Raw genomic sequence first — 16630 nt, forward strand, 5'->3', positions numbered from 1 at the left:
GCCATCAACACCGTCGCATCCGACCAGCCGCTCTCAGGGGTGTCCGAGGTGCGCATCACGGGCCGCGATGCCGGTCGCGGCGCGGCCGCCGCCGCGTCCCACGACCGGCTCCGCTTCATCGGCGCCGACATGACCGATCGGGCGTCGGTGGAATCGCTGGTGCAGCGGGCCGGCGAGGTCGATGTGCTCGTCAACAACGCGGCCAGTTTTCCCGGAGCGATGACACTCGATCAGGACGCCGCGTCGTTCGCCCGCACCTTCGACACGAATGTGCGCGGGTCATACTTCCTGACCGCCGGTCTCGTCGCAGGCATGCTCGACCGCAGACGTGGCAGCATCGTCAACGTCACGTCGATGGTGGCGGTCAAGGGGGTGGCCGCCGCATCGGTTTACAGCGCGTCGAAGGCGGCGCTGGAATCGCTGACCCGCACGTGGGCTGTCGAATTCGGCCGTCACGGCGTCCGCGTCAACGCAGTCGCACCGGGCCCGACGAGAACCGAAGGCGTGCAGGCCGAATGGGGCGACATCAACGACGAGTTGGGGCGCGCCCTGCCGCTCGGACGCGTCGCCGAGCCGCAGGAGATCGCACACGCCGTGCTGTTCCTGGCGTCGCCGCGGGCCAGCTTCGTCACGGGGACCACCCTGCATGTCGACGGCGGCGGAGCCGCCATCTGAACCGGGGCCGGCGGAGCCGCCATCTGAACCGGGCCGGCGGATGAGTCTCGCCACTACCCGGTGTTCTGGGGGACGTCAGGCAATCCCGTCCGTTGTGAAGGAGAAGAACATGAGCGTGGTCGACACCACCTGGACCGGTAGGTACGGCGAGTTGGTTCCGTCGCGTTATGCGTTGCAGATCGGCGACATCGACGTGATGGTGATCAGTGACGGGGTATTGCCCATCACCGCCTCGACGTTGGCCACCAACGCCGATTCGGCCGAGCTGGCGGGCTGGCTGGACGGCATGTTCCTGCCTCCCGACGTGGTCAACTGGCCGCTGAACGTGGTGGTGGTGCGCAGCGGCGACCGGACGATCCTCGTCGACGCCGGACTCGGGGTGGAGTTTCCCGACTTCCCGAGGGCCGGGCAGACGGCGGCGCGACTGGAGGCCGCAGGCGTCGATCTCGCGTCCGTGACCGACGTGGTGCTCACCCATCTGCACATGGACCATGTCGGAGGCTTGCTCACCGACGGGCTCAAGGCCCGGTTACGTCCGGATCTGCGGGTGCATCTGGCGGCCCGCGAGGCGGAATTCTGGACGTCACCCGATTTCTCCCGAACCTGCATGCCGCAGCCGGTGCCCGACGTGCTCCGGTCCGTCGCCTCGCGGTTCCTCGACGAGTATCACGGCCGGCTGCAGGCCTTCGAGAGCGAGCACGAGGTGGCGCCCGGCGTGCTGATCAGCCGCACGGGAGGTCACACTCCCGGGCACAGCATGGTCCGGCTGGCCTCGCGCGGCGAGGGTCTGACCTTCGCGGGCGATGCAGTGTTCGCGCCGGGATTCGACAACCCGCAGTGGCACAACGGTTTCGATCACGACCCCGGCGAGACCGCCCGCGTCCGGGTCCAGCTGCTGCGGGAACTGGCGGCGACCGGCGAGTCGCTGGTGGCCACCCACCTGCCGTTCCCGTCTGTCTGCCACGTGGCCACCGCCGGGGATGCGTTCCGTTGCGTGCCAGCCGTCTGGGACTACTGACCCGCTTCAGCCGACGAAAGCAGGCATGGAGTCCCAGCCCCGCACGGTCGCCGTCGGGGCTCGGACTGCGTTCTGCTCGTCGATCGTCCAGTCGGGCCAGCGCTTGAGGATCTCCTCGAGCGCGATCCGGCCCTCGATGCGGGCCAGGGACGTGCCGAGGCAGAAGTGGGCGCCGCGGCCGAAGGTCAGATGGTTGGGGTTGCGGCGGATGTCGAACACGTCGGGGTCGGCGAACCTGCGCTCATCCCGGTTCGCCGCGCCCGCCATCAGCAGCAGCGCACTGCCGGCCGGCACCGTCTGACCGTGGTACTCCACATCTTTGGCGACGTACCGGGCGATGTTGTGCACCGGGGGCTCCATACGCAGGATCTCCTCGATCGCCGACGGGATCAACGACGGATCTTCTGCGAGTTCGTGGCGTGCGTCCGGGTGGTCGGCGAGCATCTTGCCGAGCCAGCCGAACAGCCGGCCCACGGTCTCGGTGCCGGCGTTGGCGATCACGCCGAGGAACACCAGCAGTTCCTCCTCACGCAGCTTCCGCTTCTCACCGTCGACGTCCTCGAACTCGACGTTGAGCAGTTCGGTGACGAGATCGTCGGCCGGATTGTCCTTGCGCCATGCGACGTAGTCACGAAACATGTTGCCGTTGAAGTAGTTGTCCTTCTTTACCGGCAGCGGTTCGCCCGGCTTGTTGCGCAACCGCGCGCCGGCCACCTTGCGGACGCTGCGCTGCAACGCCTCAGGCATTCCGACCAGCATGCCGATCACCCGCATCGGCATCTCCGAACCCAGGTCCAGGGTGAAGTCGAAGCGATCACCACCCTGCAGCGGGTCCAGGCACGCCGCACAGAACGCTCGAACCTGTTCCTCGATGGCTTTCATCTTGCGCGGGGTGAACGCGCGCGACACCAGCAGTCGGTGCACGGTGTGCACGGGCGGATCCTCGTTGATGAACACCCCGTCCGGCATCGTGGGCTCGGCCTTGACGACCTCGAGGATGTCTCCTTTGGCGTTGCTGAGATTGTCGACGTCCTTGAGCGCGGAGTCGACGTCTGCGAAGCGGCTCAGCGCCCAGAAGCCGAACTTCTCGTTGTGGTACAGCGGCGCCTCGTCACGCAGCCGTTTGTACACCGGGTACGGGTCGACATCGATCTCGACGTTGTAGGGGTCGTAGTACAGCTCGCTCACCTATACGATCGTACAGCAGTCGCGCCGCTTCGAGGGAGAGTCGATGGACATCGGATTCGTCAGCATGAACACCCCGGCAGATCTCCGTCCGGATGTGCTGGCAGCAGAGCTGGAGCAACGGGGGTTCGAATCACTGCGGGTCGGTGAGCACCCGCAGATCCCGGTGTCGGCCGCAGGTTCGATGCCGCCGGCGCTACTGCATGCACAGCAGCGGATCTGGGATCCGCTGCTGTCCCTGCTCGCCGCGGCGCAGAGCACCTCCACGCTGCGGTTGGGCACCGCGGTCGCGTTGCCTTTGGAGCACGAATTGTTCACGTTCGCAAAGCAGGTCGCGACGCTCGACCAGTTCGGTGACGGCCGGGTGCTGCTGGGCGTCGGCGTCGGGGTGCGTGCCGAGCTCGCGGTGTCGAGCTCGATCGCCTGGGCCGACCGCTACCGCGCGCTGGCCGACATGGTCACAGCGCTGCGGGCGCTGTGGACCCAGGACGAGGCGTCGCACCACGGTGAGTTCTACGCGTTCGAGCCGGTGTGGAGCCATCCCAAACCACAGCAGCAGCCCGGCCCACCGCTCCTCGCCGCCGCCACCGGCCCGAAGGCGATCGGCGACTGCCTTCCATGGGCCGATGGGTGGCTGCCCGGCGACGCCGCGTACCGGGATCTGCCCGCGGCGGTGCAGGATTTCAGAAGGCGGGCCGAGGACGCCGGACGTGACCCGGCGAAGCTGGACCTGACGGTGATGGCATGGGGAGACCCGTCGCAGAACCGCCTCAGCCGCTACCGCGACCTCGGAGTCAACCGGGTGGTGATCGGCGGCGGCCGGCGTGACGGCGATGACCCCTCGACCACATTGCCGTTCCTGGACCGGTATGCGGCGATGGTCACCGAGCTTCGTTGACCGGGGGGACCGGCCGTACCCGCTCGTTGACCAACTCGATCAACTGACCGTCGGGATCGCGCACCATACAGGCGAATCCGCCGCCGGGGTCGGCGACGACCGCTCCCCCGGCGGCCGTCACCGCATCCTGCGCCGCGGCGAGATCGGCCACGGCGACGGACAGATGCGTCAACCCGGCCCCGACCATCCCGCGCTCCGGTTCGTCGGGTGCCGGATAGCCGGAGAACGTCAGCAGCTGCAACACGACGCCGCCGTTGCGCAGATACACGGCCTCGAATCCGATGGGTGGCGACAAGCCCAGCAGGCCCTCGGCCATCTGGTCGGGCACGGTCAGGCGCTTCGCCTCGGTGAATCCGAGCGCGGTGTAGAACTTCACGGACGCGTCCAGATCACGCACCCGGACACCGATGTGGCTGACGTCCATGCTCACACCCCCGCCGGGCCGGGGCCGCCGTGCATGTAGAGCGTCTGCCCGGAGCAGTAGCTCGATGCGTCGGAGGCGAAGAACAGCACGCCGTAGCCGATCTCGTCGGGTTCGGCGATGCGGCCCGACCCGTTGGTCTGGCCGATCATGTCGATGTCGAAACCCTGCCGTTGCGCGTCGGCCTCCAATCCGGGGGTGCGGATGGCGCCGCAGGCGATGCAGTTGACCCGCACGCCTTTTCGCGTCCAGGCCGCGGCCATCGACCCGGTCAGATTGTTCAGGCCTGCCTTGGCGGCGCCGTAGGCCGCCGCCTGCGGCATGGCCAGCAGGCTGGCGCCGGACGAGATGTTCACGATCGCGCCCTTGCCTTGGGCGATCATCGGTTTGGCGGCGGCCCGCGACAGGTACCAGGCGCTGGACAGGTTCAGATCCAACACGTGGTGCCACTCGTCGTCGGTCCACTTCATCAGCGACTTCGTCTCGCCGCCGCCCGCGTTGTTCAGCAGCACGTCGAGCCGGCCGAACTCGGCGAGCGCCGCATCGACCAACGCCTGACATTCGTCGGAGCCGGTCACGTCGGTCGAGACCGCGATGGCGCGCCGTCCCAGCGCCTCCACCTCGGCGGCCGTCGCCTTCAGCGGTTCCTCACGTCGTCCGGCCAGCACCACGTCGGCGCCGTGCTCGGCCAGCACCAACGCCGAGGCCCGCCCGATACCGGTGCCGCCGCCGGTGATGACCGCGACCTTGCCCTCCATCGAAAACCTGTCGCTCACAGCATCACTCCCATCAGTCGGGCGTCGTGCAGTACGGCTGTACAGCATCCGTGGTGCTGGACACCCCGGCGTCGGTCGAGTACACCAATGGACATGCCGCATCCGACCGACGATGTCTGGGAAGTGCTGTCCACCGCCCGTTCGATCCGGCGGTTCACCGACGACCCGGTCGACGACGCGACGCTGGACCGCTGCCTGCAGGCGGCCACCTGGGCGCCGAACGGCGCCAACGCGCAGTTGTGGCGGTTCATCGTGCTCGACGGCCCCGAACAGCGGGCGGCGGTTGCGCAGGCGGCCAGGATCGCGCTGGAGTCAATCGAATCCATCTACGGCATGACCCGGCCCGCGCCCGACGACGACAGCCGCGCCGCCCGCAACAACCGTGCCACCTACGAGTTGCACGACCGCGCCGGTGAGTTCACCTCGGTGCTGTTCGCCGCGTACAAGAACGAGTTCTCCTCGGAGTTCCTGCAGGGCGGCTCCATCTATCCGGCACTGCAGAACTTCTACCTGGCGGCGCGCGCGCAGGGGCTCGGCGCGTGCATCACCAGCTGGGCCTCCTACGGCGGGGAGAAGGCCCTGCGCGATGCTGTCGGGATCCCCGACGAGTGGTTCCTGGCCGGGCATGTGGTGGTGGGCTGGCCACGTGGACGCCACGGTCCGGTGCGGCGCCGTCCGCTGCCGGACGTGGTGTTCCGCAACCGCTGGGACCCCGCTCGCGCCGACATCACCTACGGCCGCGGCGCCCGCCCCCGGGGCAAGTGACCTCAGCGCATCACATGGGCCTGTTGCTGATTCGGGCGCACCCCGAAAAGATCACGGTAGGAGGGCGGTTGACGGTTGCCTTCGTCCTTGATGCCGTACTGGAAGGCCAGTTCCGCACCGATCAGGGTCTGCCCGCTGACCGCCATGACGTCCGGATCGCGATACAGCGCCCAGATGACATGGCCGGTCAGCTCGGGCGTCTCGGCGGTGTCGAGGATGTGGCCGAATTTCACCGGGTTGCTCGCGATGATCGCGCGGACCCGGTCGGTGAGCAGCGATCCCATCCAGATCGACACCGCGGCGATGCCGACGTCGCGGAAGTCGTAGGCCATGTCCGCCGCCATCTTGTCGACTGCGGCTTTCGGGACGCCGTAGGCGGGACCGAAGGCGTAGTGCACCGCGCCGGAGGACGACGTGAAGACCACCAGTCCTTTGCGGTTCGGCACCATCAGCGGCGCGGCGTACACCGTGGCGACATAGCTGCTGCGCAACCCGACGTCGAGGGTGTCGATGACGTTGAGTGGCTCTTCCCAGAACTTGGTGCGCCCCATCATCTCGTCGCGGATGATCGCGGCGTTGTTCACCAGGATGTCGATGCGGCCGTGGTCGCGGGCGACCTGATCGACGAACGCCGCGACCTGTTGGTCGTCGTGGTGGTCGACCTGCACCGCGATGCCTTCACCGCCGGCGGCGGTGACCTTCTCGGCCGTCTCGCCGATGGTGCCGGCCCGCGTTCCGCCGCCGTCGACGGTGCGTCCCGTCACGTAGACGGTGCAACCGTGCATCCCGAGCGCATGCGCGATCCCCGCACCCGCCCCACGGCTTGCTCCGGTCACCACGGCGACCGGGCGATCGCCCGTCACACCGTCCCCTCGATGCGTGCGGCGTCCTTGAGTTCGGTGATCGGACGCGCCAATCCCTGGTCGTCGCAGATCTTCTGGAGCTTGGTGATGGTTTCGGCCACGCCGGGGCCCAGGCGCGTTCCCGGGGTGAACTCGGCCGGCAGGTGCCGCATGCCCTGGATGACGCCGATGCTGTCGTAGTGCACGGTCCCTTCCGGCAGGCAGTGGTAGTCCGGCATGCGGTCGAGCACCGCGGTCAGCATGGATTTGAACACGGTACGCGCCACGTTCGATCCGATGCAGCGGTGGATGCCGAGACCGAAGCTGAAGTGTCGGTTGCCCTTCCGATCCAGCACGATCTGATCCGGGTCGCTGAAGACGGCCGGGTCCCGATTGGCCATCGCCCAGGACAGCCACAGTCGCTGCCCTTCGCGCAGTTCGACACCGTCGAGTTTGATGTCCTCGGCGATGGTGCGGGCGTCGCCGGGGGCAGGGGTGAAGTACCGGAGGAACTCCTCGGTCGCCGGGTTCAGCAGCGTGTCGCGTCCGGCGCTGAGCCGTGCCCGCTCGTCGGGATGCTCGGACAGCCATTCCAGCGCGTGCGCCGTCAACGCGGTGGTGGTGTCGAACCCGCCTCCGATCAACAGGTTCAGCATGCCGACGAGCTCGATGTCGGGCGGGGCCTCACCGTCGATCCGCAGCTTCGCCAGCGCGTCGATGATGCCCGGGCGCGGGTGTTCCCTGATCTCGATCAGGGAGGTGAACAGGTCGACACCCATCGCCAGGTACAGTTCCCGCACCCGCTCGGCGTCCGGTGAGTCCGGCGGCGTATAGACCGATGCGTGCGCGGGCTCGTTGTACATCTCCCACTTCGCCAGCGGCACCCCGAGCATCGCCAGCGTCAGCACGGCGGGAACCACGTTGGCAAGGTCGTCGACGAAATCGATTTGCCCCGTGTCGATGTGGTCGTCCAAGCAGGCACGCACGATCTCGTCGACGAACGGTTCCCAGCGCTTCACCGCCGCCGGCGACAGGTACGGGTTGAGCGTGGTGCGGTAGTACCGGTGCTCCGGGTCGTCCATCTCGAGCATGCCGCCGCGGAAGCCTTCGGCCTCCACCATCCGCGGGATCGAGATGCCCTTGTAGCCGCGGCGTTCGTTGTTGACATCGTGGTCGTTGGACACGTGCGGACAGCGCGCCAGCTCGAACACCGCGTCGCCGCCCGCGGCCACCCAGTGCCCGTCGTAGGTGTCGGTCCACGCCAGTGGGCACCTCTGGTGCATCTCATGGGTGATGTCGAGGAACTTGTTCCGGTAGTCGCGGCTGTGCCGGTCGAAGTGGTAGCGGGTCTCGGGCTCGTCGCTCATACGACCGCACCGCCGTTCACACCGATGACCTGGCCCGTCACGTACCCGGCGGCATCCGAGCACAGGAAGGAACACACGGCGGCCACATCCCCTGGCCCGCCGACCCGTCCGACCGGGATGGCCTGGGTCAGATACTCGTCCGGCGGCAGCTTGCCTTCGGCCTGCTGCTGACGAAGCATCGGCGTCTCGATCGCGAACGGCGGCACCGAGTTCGCGGTGATCCCGTGCCGGGCGTAGTCGCGCGCCACGGTCTTGGTCAACGCGATCACGCCGCCCTTGGTGGCCGAGTAGTGGGCCTGCCGGGGCGCGCCCTGCTGTCCTGCGGCCGACGAGATCGTCACCACGCGGCCCCACCCCGCAGCGACCATGTCGGACTGTGCGGCGCGGATGGTCAAGAACGTGCCGGTGAGATTGACCGCGAGGTATCGGTTCCATTCGTCGAGGGTGATCTTGTCCAGGCGGGTGAAGCCCCCGATCGCGGCGCTGGTCACCAGAATTTCCGTGGGGCCGAATTCGGTTCGCACTGTGGCGAATGCGCGCTCGACCCCGGCCTCGTCGGCCACATCGACCGCGACGGCGACGGCCTGCGCTCCGCGGCCACGAAGTTCGGCCGCGACCTCCTCGGCCGCGTCGGCGTCGAGATCCAGCACGGCCACCCTGTGGCCATCGGCGACCAGGCCGGCACAGATCGCCTCGCCCAGCCCGGAAGCGCCACCGGTCACCACCGCCACTCGACTCACCAAGGCTCCTCACGTCGCTGTACGGATGTATAGCACACGCTCTATGCTCGGACCAACAGTTGACGAAGTTCAGCGCCCCTGCAGAATGAAATCCGCTGCGCGCCAGGCCATCGCCATGATGGGTCCGTTGAGGTTCCCGGCCACGATGGTCGGCATCACCGAGCAGTCCACCACCCGCAGGCCTTCGACTCCCCTGACCCGCAACTGACTGTCGACGACGTCCTCGTCATCGGGTCCCATCGCGCACGTGCCGACCGCGTGATAACCGCAGTAGCCGCCGTCGAGCGCGGCGTCGACGAGTTCCTCGTCGCTGCGCACCTGCGGTCCGGGATAGGTCTCGTGGCTGATCCGCTCGGTAATCAGTGACTGTTCGAAGACGGACCGCATCCGGCGCAACAGGTTCGCCGTCGCCTCGCGATCATGGGCGGTCGTCAGATAGTTCGGGGTGATCCGCAGCGGCCCTGCCGGATCGGCGCTGGTGATCTCGACAACGCCCTGCGAGGTCGGGCGCAGCACCATGCCGAGGCAGGACAGACCTGGTTCGCGTTCGATGACCACCGGTTCGCCGGTGTTGTACGGCGGCAGCGTCCAGGGCCCCATCATGATCTGCCCATCGGGACGTTCGGCGCCGGGCTGGGCTTTGACGAAGCCGACGATGTCGAAAGACGGTGCGGCCAACGGACCCTTGCGGGTGGCCAGGTACTTCATGCCGGTCATCGCCTGGCCGACATTGGTGGCCAGCATCTTGTTGTAGCCCAGGTCGTCTTTCAGCCGGTATCGCAGGGTGGCGCAGCGATGTTCGCGCATCCGGCGTCCGACGTTGTCCCGCTCCAGGTAGGTCGGCACACCGGCGGCGGCCAGTACGTCGCGCGGTCCGATCCCGGAGAGCTGCAGCAGCCTCGGCGAGTTGAGGCTGCCGAGCGACACGATGACCTCGCGGTCGGCCCGCAGCTGTTCGGTACCCGACGGCCCGGTTGCCCCCGCCACCTCGACCCCGACGGCGCGCTCACCGTCGAACAGCACGCGCCGGACCACCGCGCCGGTCCGCACGGTCAGGTTCGGGCGGCGCAGTGCGGGCTTGAGGAAAGCGGTGGCGGCGCTGACCCGGCGGCCGTTGCGGATGGTCGAGGTCGCGTAGCCTATCCGCTCACCGTCGGACTCGTTGATGTCGGACACCCGCCACAGCCCGATGCCGACGGCAGCGTCGATCATCTCGTCGCACAGCGGATCGGGGTCCCGCGGCACCGAGATGTGCAGGGGCCCGCCGGTGCCGCGGGTGTCGGACGCACCCAGCTCGTTGTTCTCGAAGCCTTTGAAGATCGGCAGCATGTCGTCCCAGCCCCAGCCCTTGTTGCCGAGCTGTTCGAGGCCGTCGTAGTCGGCGCGCTGGCCGCGGTTGTAGATCATCCCGTTGATCGCGCTGGAGCCGCCCAGCACCTTGCCGCGCATCCACTGCTCGACGTGCGGTTTCGGACCGAACGGGGTGGTCTCGTAGTGCCACATGTGGCGCTCGCTCTCGAAGAGCTTGCCGGCACCCTTGGGGATGTGCAACCACAGGTTCCGGTCCCCGCCGCCGGCCTCCAGCAGCAGCACGCTGATCTTCGGGTCGGCGGACAACCGGTTCGCCAGCACGCACCCCGCCGAGCCGGCCCCTGCGATGATGTAGTCATAACGCGTCACGGCGGCCCCGGCCTCTCGTCGAGCTGTGCTGTACGTCTGTATAGTACCCCGGTTTCCCACGGAGGAGGTCGAATTGCCGGGCGCCCCGAACTCTTTCGACACGGCGCGCGGAGTACGAGGTCTAAGCTGGTCGGACATTCGCCAAGAGGAGCTATTCGGTGATCGCCGCGTGACCGTGCCTGAAACCACGACCGACCGTGTGTACGCACACATTCGGGCAGCCATCATGTCCGGCGACTATCCGCCCGGCTCGCAGCATTCGGTCTACCGCGTCGCCGAGGACCTCGGGGTGTCCCGGACGCCCGTGCGGGAGGCGGTGCTCCGCCTCGCCGATGCCGGCCTGGTGTCCGTCGAGCGCAACCGCGGGTTCACGATCCGGCGAGCCACCCTCCGCGACATCCGCGAGATCTTCGAGTACCGCATCATCATCGAGGTCCCCGCCGCGTCATACGCCGCTTCCCATGCCGACGCGTCGGTGCTCGCCCGCCTGCGCGACGAACTCGTCGCGATGCGCGAGGCCGCGGACAGCGGCGCCGAGGCTGCGCTGACCGACAGCTGCATGCACGAGGCGATCATGGAGGTGATGGGCAACCCACGCATGTCGGCCACCCTGGCCGAACTGCGTGATGCGACTAAGCTGCGCTGGTTCTCGGAGGTCGGGCCCAGCAGGTCGCTGGCCGAGATCGAACGCGAGCATCGGCCGATCGTCGAGGCGATCGAGCGCCGCGACCCGTCCGCCGCCGCCGCCGCGATGGAGGAACACCTGGTGCGGTCCGGGATGCGCATCCAGGAACGCATCGTCGGTGACTCAGCGGTTTTCGGTTGGCAGCGCCGGTTTCACGATCACGTCCGGGTGGGCGGCAGTCAGCCCTGACGGCGCGGCGGTCCGCCGCGCCGGGCGGTCAGGGCTGGACGTACGCGGTTTTGGTGTGCGTGAAGAACTCCCGCGCGACGCTGCCCTGTTCACGGGGACCGTAGCTGGACCGCTTGCGGCCACCGAACGCCACGTGTGGGTCGACACCCGCGGTCGGCAGGTTCACCATCACCATGCCGGCGTCGGCATGGGCCTGGAAGTGCTCGGCGTACTTCAGCGACGTCGTGCAGATCCCGGCGACCAGGCCGAAGTCGGTGTCGTTGGCCAGGGCCAGCCCCTGCTCGTAGTCGTCGACCGCGATCACCCCGGCCACCGGGCCGAAGATCTCTTCCCGGTTGACCGTGGCGTTGTTGTCCAGGCCGGTGATCAACGCCGGGGCCAGGAAGTTTCCGCTGGTGGCCCGCTCGACGCGTTCACCGCCGTGCACGACACCACCGGCCGACCGGGCGAGGCCGAGGTAGTGCTCGTCGGTCTGGAGCTGGTTCTCGTCGACGACCGGCCCGATCGTCGTGTCCGGGTCCAGGGCGTGCCCGACGCGTAGCTCCGCCATGCGCGCCTTCATCATCTCGACGAACTGATCGTGCACGGAGCTCTCGACCAGGATTCGACTGGACGCGGTGCAGCGTTGGCCGGTCTGGTAGAAGGCTCCGTTGACGGCGACCTCGACCGCCGACGGCAGATCGGCGTCGGCGACGACCAGCAGCGGGTTCTTGCCGCCCATCTCCAGCTGCACCGGGATCATGCGTTGCGCCCCGGCAGCGGCGATATGGCGTCCCACATTCTCCGAGCCGGTGAACGTGACGGCATCGATTCCCTCGTGGGTCACGATGGCTTCCCCCACCGTCGAGCCGCGACCCAGCACCAAATTGAAAACTCCTGGCGGGAAACCGGTTTCGTCGATGATGCGGGCGAGTGCGATGGCGGTGGCAGGCACCACCTCGGCGGGCTTGAGCACGACGGTGTTCCCGAAGGCCAGCGCGGGCGCTGACTTCCAGGCCGGAATGGCGATCGGGAAGTTCCAGGGCGTGATGATGCCGACGACACCGATCGGCTCGCGGTGCAGCGTGACACTGACCCCCTCGCGGGTCGAGGCCTGCCGCTCTCCGGTGATCCGCAACGCCTCGCCGCTGAAGAACCGGAAGATCTGGGACGCCCGCACGACTTCCGCCCGCGCCTCGGCGAGGGTCTTGCCCTCCTCGCGCGCCAGCAGTTCTGCGAGTTCATCGGCCGAGGCCGCGATCCGGGCGGCCACTCCCTCGAGAAGATCGGCACGGCGCTGCGGTGACGTGCGTGCCCACCCCGGCTGCGCCCTGCGCGCCTCGGTGACGGCGTCATCGACCGCCGCCGGTGTCGCCTGTTGAACGACTGCGACGGTGTCTGCGTGGTCCGAGGGGCTGATGTCGCGCACCTCCGGGCCGCCGCCATCGGTCACCCAGTGGCCACCCACGTAACTCGTCTGCATGCTCATGCCCCGAACGTAGCATGTTACTAACACGCCACTCCGCGTTGAGTTACGGTGAACGCATGCCGCCCCGGGCCGATCACACGTCGACCTCCGATGTCGTATTCCGGAAGCTCCGCGGTGCGATCCTGTCCGGCGAACTCCAGCAGGGCAGCCTGCACTCCATCTACGAGTTCGCCGAGAAATACCAGGTGTCACGGACTCCGGTACGCGAGGCGGTGTTGCGGCTGGCGGATACCGGCATGGTGGTGATCGAGCGCAACCGCGGATTCCGCATCCGCGGCCTGAGCGTCGACGACGTGCGGGCGGTCTTCGAGTTCCGCCTCGTCCTGGAGACGACCTCGGCGTCCTACGCCGCGCAGCATGCTAGCCCGTCCGTGGTGGAGCGGCTGGTGGAGAACCTGATGCAGATGCCCCCCGTGATCGCCGCCGAGGACGGGGCGGCGTTCACCCGCTTGGACCGCGAGTTCCACGACGAGATCATCGCGACGATGGACAACTCGCGGGTGCGGCAGGAGTTGGCCGGTCTGCGCGCGGCCACCCAGTCGATGGGTGTCACCACGATGGGCAGGACGTCGCGCCTCCGCGAGATCTACTCGGACCACCAACCGATCGTGAAGGCGATCGTCGCCGGCGATTCACTCGCCGCGGCGCGCGCCATGACCCGGCACCTGGTGCACAGCGGCTGCGTGATCATGAGCGAGGTCGCCGAGCGCACCGGCGACACCCTGCCGCAGAACTGGCCGGACTTCCTGTTGCCGTCCCTGCTCGACAACCGCCCGGAAACAACCGACGCGCGCTAGTCGCCGCGGCGGCAGCATACTGCCGCACCGACCTGCCGCTGGCCGGCCAGTGGCATGCTAGCTTGCCGACAGTGAAGATGCGGTCCGCTGCCCCGCTACCGAGATGGCTGTGGCGCCTGCTCATCGCCATGACCCTCACCCAGGTCGCGGCGTTCCTGGTCCGCCCGGCACTGACCTACCGGGCGCTCGAACTCGGCGCGGACGACGTCTACGTGGGCCTGCTGGTCGCGATCTACGCCTTCCTGCCCGCCCTGCTCGCCGTGCCGATCGGGCGCTACACCGACCGGCACCGGCCGGGGCCGGTGTTCATCGCCGGCACCGGACTGCTCGGCATCGGATCGGCCGGACTGGCCGTCGCGCCGTCGCTCGCCACCGTCGCCGCCGCCACGGTCGTGCTCGGGCTCGGCGCGATGACGATCATGGTGGGTGCGCAGTCCATAGTCGCGCTGATGTCGACCGAAGACACCCTCGACCGCGACTTCGGACTGACCACCGCCGCCGCCGCGATCGGGCAGATGATCGGCCCGCTGGGCACCGGGTGGATCCTCACCGGCGAGCGGGGACCGACAGGCACACTCACCGCCTTCGCCTGCGGCGCCGTCCTGTGCGTGCTGGCGTCCGCGTTCACGTTCGGCTTTCCCGACCACCGGCGGCCGGCGCCGGACGCCCCTCCGCCGCAGTGGCGGGAAACCATGAGTATCCTGCGGATTCCCGGCGTCCCGGGGGCGATGACCGCGAGCATGGTCCTGCTGGCCACCGTCGACCTGCTCGTCGCCTACCTTCCGGTGATCGGCGAGCGCGCCGGCATCGGAGCCGGTGTCGTCGGCATTCTGCTGAGCCTGCGCGCCGCCGCCTCGGTGGGTTCGAGAGTGTTGCTCGGACGACTCGCGCGGCGCTTCTCCCGCCGCCGCCTCATCACCGCCAGCACGCTGGTGACCGCCGTGCTGGTCCCCGCCATCGCGTTCGTGTCGAACCCCTGGGCGCTGGGTGGCCTGCTCGTCGTGCTCGGGTTCTTCCTGGGCCTCGGCCAGCCACTGACGATGACCCTGATCACGACGGCGGTGCCCGCGACGTCCCGGGGCGCCGCACTGGCGATACGGATGCTGGGCAACAAGGCCGGGCAGGTGGGCGTGCCCGCCTTCATCGCCGCGACGACCGCCGTCGTCGGTATCGGCGGCGGTTTCGCGCTGCTCGGCGCGATCGTCGCGGCCGCCACCTACGCGGCCTCGAGACGGCACGGGTAGCCGCACGGGTAGCCCCGCCCACCGTCCCGCGCGTGCGTCAATTTCGGCCGGGCACCGTATTGACACAACATGTGAAGTGAGTAACATGCTACCAAGTAGCGTGCTACTCATCATGCGGTAGCACGCTAGGCCGGAAGTCAATGGAGACACACAAAGGAGTGCCCGTGAAGAAGCGCAACATCCTCGGCGGCCTCGCCCTGACGGCGACGCTGACGCTGACCGCGTGCGGTGGTGGCGGCGGCGCCGACGGAGCCGCCCCGGACGACTACCCCACGGGCCAGATCACGATCAACTCGCCGTTCAACCCCGGCGGCGGCATCGACCTCGCGATCAACAGCATCATCGCGGTGCTCGGCGAGACCGGGCTCACCGACGCCCAGCTGCGGCTCAACAACATGCCCGGCGGTTCCGGCATGGTCGCCACCGGAACGCTGGCCTCCGACCACAGCGGCGCCGACGACCAGCTGCTCGTGACGAGCGTCAGCAATCTGTCTGCCAGCCTTCAGGATTCGGCGAACGTGGGTCTGCTCAACATGGTTCCGCTGGCAGGTCTGTTCGCCGAGTACACCTACGTGTACGTGCGCCAGGACTCCCCGTTCACCCAGCTCAGCGACGTGGTCGACGCGATCGAGGCGAATCCCGGCGCCGTGAAGATCGGCGGGGCCTCGCTCGGCAGCGCCGACAACATCGTGGTCGCCAATCTCGCGAAGTCGGTCGACGTGCCGTTCTCCGCACTGGCCTACCTCCCGCTCGAAGGCGGTGAGAACCAGACCAACCTGCTCGGCGGGCAGATCGACGTCGCCTTCGGCGGACCCGACCTGCTGGACCTCGTCGAGAGCGGAGACGCCCGCGTGCTCGCCGTCAGCGCTCCGGAGCGCCTGACCGCCGAGCGGGTGAAGGACGTGCCGACGATGACCGAGCTCGGGTACGACGTGACCCAGTCCAACTGGCGCGGCGCGTTCGGCCCGCCGGAGATGCCGGAGTACGCCCAGAAGTACTGGGGCGACACGTTCAAGGCGATGTCGACGACACCGGAGTGGCAGGCCGTCGCCGATCAGAACTCCTGGGACATCACCGGATTGGACCCCGCCGAGTTCCAGGACTTTCTGGAGAACGAGCAGCAGAGCCTGACGGATTCGCTCACCGAACTCGGTCTGATCCAGAACTGACGCTGCCCGAACAACAGGGGCGGCGCGGGGTTTTCCCCGCGCCGCCTCTGCTGGAACGTTTTTCGATGACCCGGAGGAAGTGAGGACGACGTGCCTCCCGAACCATCCAACCCGTCCGACAGCGGCCCACAGCCGGTGTTCGCCGCCGGAACGACTGAGCCCCACCAGGAACCGGATTACGAGCTACCCCCGTTGGGGCATGTCGCCACCTGGATTCGGCACGTGTCGATCATCGTGGTGTTCCCCGCCTTCGCGCTGTTCTACCTGTGGCAGGCCAGGACCGTGGAGCTTCCCAACCGCGAACTGCTGGTGTCGCCGCGCGGCTTCCCGACGGCGATCGCCGTCGCCATGGTGGTGGTGTCGGTCCTCCTCGCGGCGCTGCAGGTGCTGAAGCTGGTCAGGCAACGGCTGGCCCGGCGCAACGGCACCACCGTGGCTGAGGACAAAGACGACGACCGCGAACGGATCACGTGCTGGCGTGACGCCTGGGTGACGCTGGGAGCGCTGGTCGTCTACATCGCCGTGTTCCCCCATCTGGGCTTCGCGCTGTCCACGCTGCTCTTCCTGGCCGGGTTGTCCACCTACCTCGCCCCGCGGCACCTGGTCCGCAACGTGATCGTGTCGGCGATCTTCGCCGGCGTGGTCTATTACCTGTTCACCTACCTGCTCGGCGTCCAGCTTCCCGCCGGACTGCTCTCGGGAGTTCTGTGA

General features: G+C 68.2%; 17 protein-coding genes. 9 read left to right on the top strand and 8 right to left on the bottom strand.

The genetic code is table 11. The features are described 5' to 3' along the window. Positions 1–3 precede the first annotated feature (3 nt). Positions 4–675, top strand: a complete 672-nt coding sequence (locus ASJ79_RS01500) for an SDR family NAD(P)-dependent oxidoreductase (RefSeq protein WP_082753613.1) — start codon at positions 4–6, stop codon at positions 673–675. Positions 676–784: 109 nt separating this feature from the next. Continuing rightward, the gene (locus ASJ79_RS01505) at positions 785–1693 is read left to right on the top strand and encodes an MBL fold metallo-hydrolase (RefSeq protein WP_067952605.1); all 909 of its coding nucleotides are present in this window, start codon (positions 785–787) and stop codon (positions 1691–1693) included. A 6-nt stretch (positions 1694–1699) separates the two neighbouring features. Here ASJ79_RS01505 and ASJ79_RS01510 read toward each other — a convergent pair whose 3' ends face one another. After that, positions 1700–2881: a cytochrome P450 gene (locus ASJ79_RS01510; protein WP_067952517.1), complete on the bottom strand. Its 1182-nt coding sequence runs from the start codon at positions 2879–2881 to the stop codon at positions 1700–1702. 43 nt (positions 2882–2924) lie between these two features. Between ASJ79_RS01510 and ASJ79_RS01515 the strand changes: the two genes are divergently transcribed. Beyond that, positions 2925–3776: a TIGR03619 family F420-dependent LLM class oxidoreductase gene (locus tag ASJ79_RS01515; RefSeq protein ID WP_067952520.1), complete on the top strand. Its 852-nt coding sequence runs from the start codon at positions 2925–2927 to the stop codon at positions 3774–3776. Here ASJ79_RS01515 and ASJ79_RS01520 read toward each other — a convergent pair. Beyond that, positions 3760–4200 carry a VOC family protein gene (locus ASJ79_RS01520; protein ID WP_067952522.1) on the bottom strand — a complete coding sequence of 147 codons (441 nt, stop codon included), beginning with the start codon at positions 4198–4200 and terminating at the stop codon, positions 3760–3762. The two genes, ASJ79_RS01515 and ASJ79_RS01520, sit on opposite strands and share 17 nt — an antisense overlap. 2 nt (positions 4201–4202) lie before the next feature. Further along, positions 4203–4973, bottom strand: coding sequence for an SDR family NAD(P)-dependent oxidoreductase (locus tag ASJ79_RS01525; RefSeq protein WP_067952524.1), 771 nt, complete (start codon positions 4971–4973; stop codon positions 4203–4205). Between the two features lie 93 nt (positions 4974–5066). On the opposite strand from ASJ79_RS01525, the gene ASJ79_RS01530 reads away from it, so the two are divergent. Then, on the top strand, positions 5067–5738 hold the full coding sequence (locus ASJ79_RS01530; RefSeq protein ID WP_156448242.1) for a nitroreductase family protein: 672 nt from the start codon (positions 5067–5069) through the stop codon (positions 5736–5738). A 2-nt stretch (positions 5739–5740) separates the two neighbouring features. Here the strand turns inward: ASJ79_RS01530 and ASJ79_RS01535 are convergent, their stop codons facing one another. The 4 genes from ASJ79_RS01535 to ASJ79_RS01550 form a co-directional block, all read right to left on the bottom strand. Next, positions 5741–6601, bottom strand: coding sequence for an SDR family NAD(P)-dependent oxidoreductase (locus ASJ79_RS01535; RefSeq protein ID WP_067952527.1), 861 nt, complete (start codon positions 6599–6601; stop codon positions 5741–5743). Then, positions 6598–7947: a cytochrome P450 gene (locus ASJ79_RS01540; protein ID WP_067952529.1), complete on the bottom strand. Its 1350-nt coding sequence runs from the start codon at positions 7945–7947 to the stop codon at positions 6598–6600. The genes ASJ79_RS01535 and ASJ79_RS01540 overlap by 4 nt, the downstream gene beginning before the upstream one ends. Beyond that, positions 7944–8687 (bottom strand): SDR family NAD(P)-dependent oxidoreductase, encoded by a 744-nt coding sequence (locus ASJ79_RS01545; protein WP_067952530.1) that lies wholly within the window; start codon positions 8685–8687, stop codon positions 7944–7946. The genes ASJ79_RS01540 and ASJ79_RS01545 overlap by 4 nt, the downstream gene beginning before the upstream one ends. 69 nt (positions 8688–8756) lie before the next feature. Then, entirely contained in the window at positions 8757–10367 is a 1611-nt protein-coding gene (locus tag ASJ79_RS01550; protein ID WP_067952533.1) for a GMC family oxidoreductase, read from the bottom strand. Between the two features lie 199 nt (positions 10368–10566). On the opposite strand from ASJ79_RS01550, the gene ASJ79_RS01555 reads away from it, so the two are divergent. Further along, positions 10567–11241, top strand: a complete 675-nt coding sequence (locus tag ASJ79_RS01555) for a GntR family transcriptional regulator (RefSeq protein WP_255374271.1) — start codon at positions 10567–10569, stop codon at positions 11239–11241. Positions 11242–11269: 28 nt separating this feature from the next. Here ASJ79_RS01555 and ASJ79_RS01560 read toward each other — a convergent pair whose 3' ends face one another. Beyond that, entirely contained in the window at positions 11270–12709 is a 1440-nt protein-coding gene (locus ASJ79_RS01560) for an aldehyde dehydrogenase family protein (RefSeq protein WP_067952538.1), read from the bottom strand. A gap of 56 nt (positions 12710–12765) precedes the next feature. Here ASJ79_RS01560 and ASJ79_RS01565 point away from each other — a divergent pair, with 56 nt between their 5' ends. The 4 genes from ASJ79_RS01565 (at position 12766) to ASJ79_RS01580 (ending at position 16630) form a co-directional block, all read left to right on the top strand. Continuing rightward, positions 12766–13506 (top strand): GntR family transcriptional regulator, encoded by a 741-nt coding sequence (locus ASJ79_RS01565; RefSeq protein WP_067952540.1) that lies wholly within the window; start codon positions 12766–12768, stop codon positions 13504–13506. Positions 13507–13583: 77 nt separating this feature from the next. Continuing rightward, positions 13584–14750: an MFS transporter gene (locus ASJ79_RS01570; protein ID WP_231750683.1), complete on the top strand. Its 1167-nt coding sequence runs from the start codon at positions 13584–13586 to the stop codon at positions 14748–14750. 164 nt (positions 14751–14914) lie between these two features. Further along, positions 14915–15919, top strand: coding sequence for a tripartite tricarboxylate transporter substrate binding protein (locus tag ASJ79_RS01575; protein WP_067952544.1), 1005 nt, complete (start codon positions 14915–14917; stop codon positions 15917–15919). Between the two features lie 90 nt (positions 15920–16009). Next, complete coding sequence (locus ASJ79_RS01580; protein ID WP_067952547.1) at positions 16010–16630, top strand: tripartite tricarboxylate transporter TctB family protein; 621 nt, start codon at positions 16010–16012, stop codon at positions 16628–16630.

This window comes from Mycobacterium sp. NAZ190054 (genome assembly GCF_001545925.1).
GTDB lineage: Bacteria > Actinomycetota > Actinomycetes > Mycobacteriales > Mycobacteriaceae > Mycobacterium.